Here is a 579-nt window from a genome sequence, read left to right as displayed (position 1 = left end):
GTTCCAGATCGGCTCGAGGAAGGCATTGGCGAAGCGGAAATAGAGCAGGTTCTGGATCGCTTCCTTGCCGAGATAGTGGTCGATGCGGAAGATCGACTGCTCGTCGAACACCAGGTGCAGCACCCGGTTCAGCCAGCGCGCCGACTGCAGGTCGTGACCGAATGGCTTTTCCACCATCAGCCGCGCGCCACGCGCGGTGCCGGACTGCTCCAGCCCCTGGACCACGGTTTCGAACATGGTCGGCGGCACCGCCATGTAGTGCAGCGGGCGCTGGGCGGAGCCGAGCGCCGTCTTCAGCTTCTCGAACGTCGCGGCGTCGCGGTAGTCGCCGCTGACATAGCGCAGCAGCGAGGCGAGCTTGGCGAACACCGTCTCGTCTATACCGCCCAGCGCATTGACGATGCCGTCGTGGGCGCGCGCCTGCAGTTTGCCGATGTCCCAGGGGTCGAAGGCGACACCGATCACCGGCTCGGTGAGCGTCCCCTTGGCGACCATCTGGTAGAGGGCCGGAAATATCTTCTTGTGGGCAAGGTCGCCGGTCGCCCCGAAGAGCACCAGCGTGTCGGACCGTTCCTGACT

1 pseudogene is annotated in these 579 nt (G+C 64.9%); it reads right to left on the bottom strand.

From position 1 onward, the window contains the following. Positions 1-579 (bottom strand): annotated as a pseudogene (locus EN781_RS33760) (glucose-6-phosphate dehydrogenase); the annotation flags it as partial.

Origin of the sequence: Mesorhizobium sp. M4A.F.Ca.ET.090.04.2.1, assembly GCF_003999085.1 — a bacterium.
In the GTDB taxonomy this organism is placed as follows: domain Bacteria; phylum Pseudomonadota; class Alphaproteobacteria; order Rhizobiales; family Rhizobiaceae; genus Mesorhizobium.
The sequence above is the reverse complement of the archived record's forward strand: the minus strand, read 5'-3'. Positions and strand labels throughout refer to the sequence as shown.